At 47.8% G+C, this 697-nt stretch carries 2 protein-coding genes; both read left to right on the top strand.

From position 1 onward, the window contains the following. A partial coding sequence (locus tag ACFFUV_RS23505; protein ID WP_390198379.1) for a hypothetical protein occupies window positions 1–450 on the top strand: 450 nt, incomplete at its 5' end. 45 nt (window positions 451–495) lie between these two features. Next, a partial coding sequence (locus ACFFUV_RS23500; RefSeq protein ID WP_390198377.1) for a DUF2400 family protein occupies window positions 496–697 on the top strand: 202 nt, incomplete at its 3' end.

The following is a 697-nucleotide window of genomic DNA, read 5'->3' as shown; positions in this document are numbered from 1 at the left end:
CTCAAACAAGCCGAGGAACACAACAAAATCAATGCGTTGGTTGTGGACTATCTGACGAAGAAAAAGCAAAAGGACGCCGTCGAAAAGGTCGCCCAAACCCACGAAAAAAAGTTGTCGGATTTGCTCAAAGAGCGGGAAACCCTTATTGCGAAATCGGAATTGCCGATTGCCGGGTTGACGTTCACGGACGACGGGTTGGAGTTAAACGGTGTGCCGTTTGTCGCCGGGAAAGTGTCGGATAGTCAGATAATGGAGGTTGCCGCAAAATTGATTATCGCAAGCAATCCGACCGTTAAGGTATTCCGCATTGCGAGGGGCGAAAGTTTGGGCGCAAAACGTCTGCAATCCCTTATCGAATTAGCCCGGAAAGAAGGGTATCAAGGATTTATAGAGGAAGTCAAGCGAGGACAGGACGATTTAATTATTGAGGAATACAGCGAAACGGAGTAATTAACCGGGGGGACGGGTTCCCGTTCCCCCTTAATAGCAAAAACAATGGCATATACATTGAACGAAAATTTGAAACGTTGGGCGGAACAATACGAAACCGCCGATTTTATCAACGCCGACCCGGTGCAAATCCCGCACCGTTACGATAGCCGGGTAAATATCGAAATATCCGCCTTTGTTACGGCGTGGATTGCGTGGGGAAACCGTAAACAGATAATCAAAAAGGCGGATTTTATCGACCGGGAAA

The organism is Vibrio olivae (assembly GCF_042428525.1).
Lineage (GTDB): Bacteria > Pseudomonadota > Gammaproteobacteria > Enterobacterales > Vibrionaceae > Vibrio > Vibrio olivae.
The sequence above is the reverse complement of the archived record's forward strand: the minus strand, read 5'-3'. Positions and strand labels throughout refer to the sequence as shown.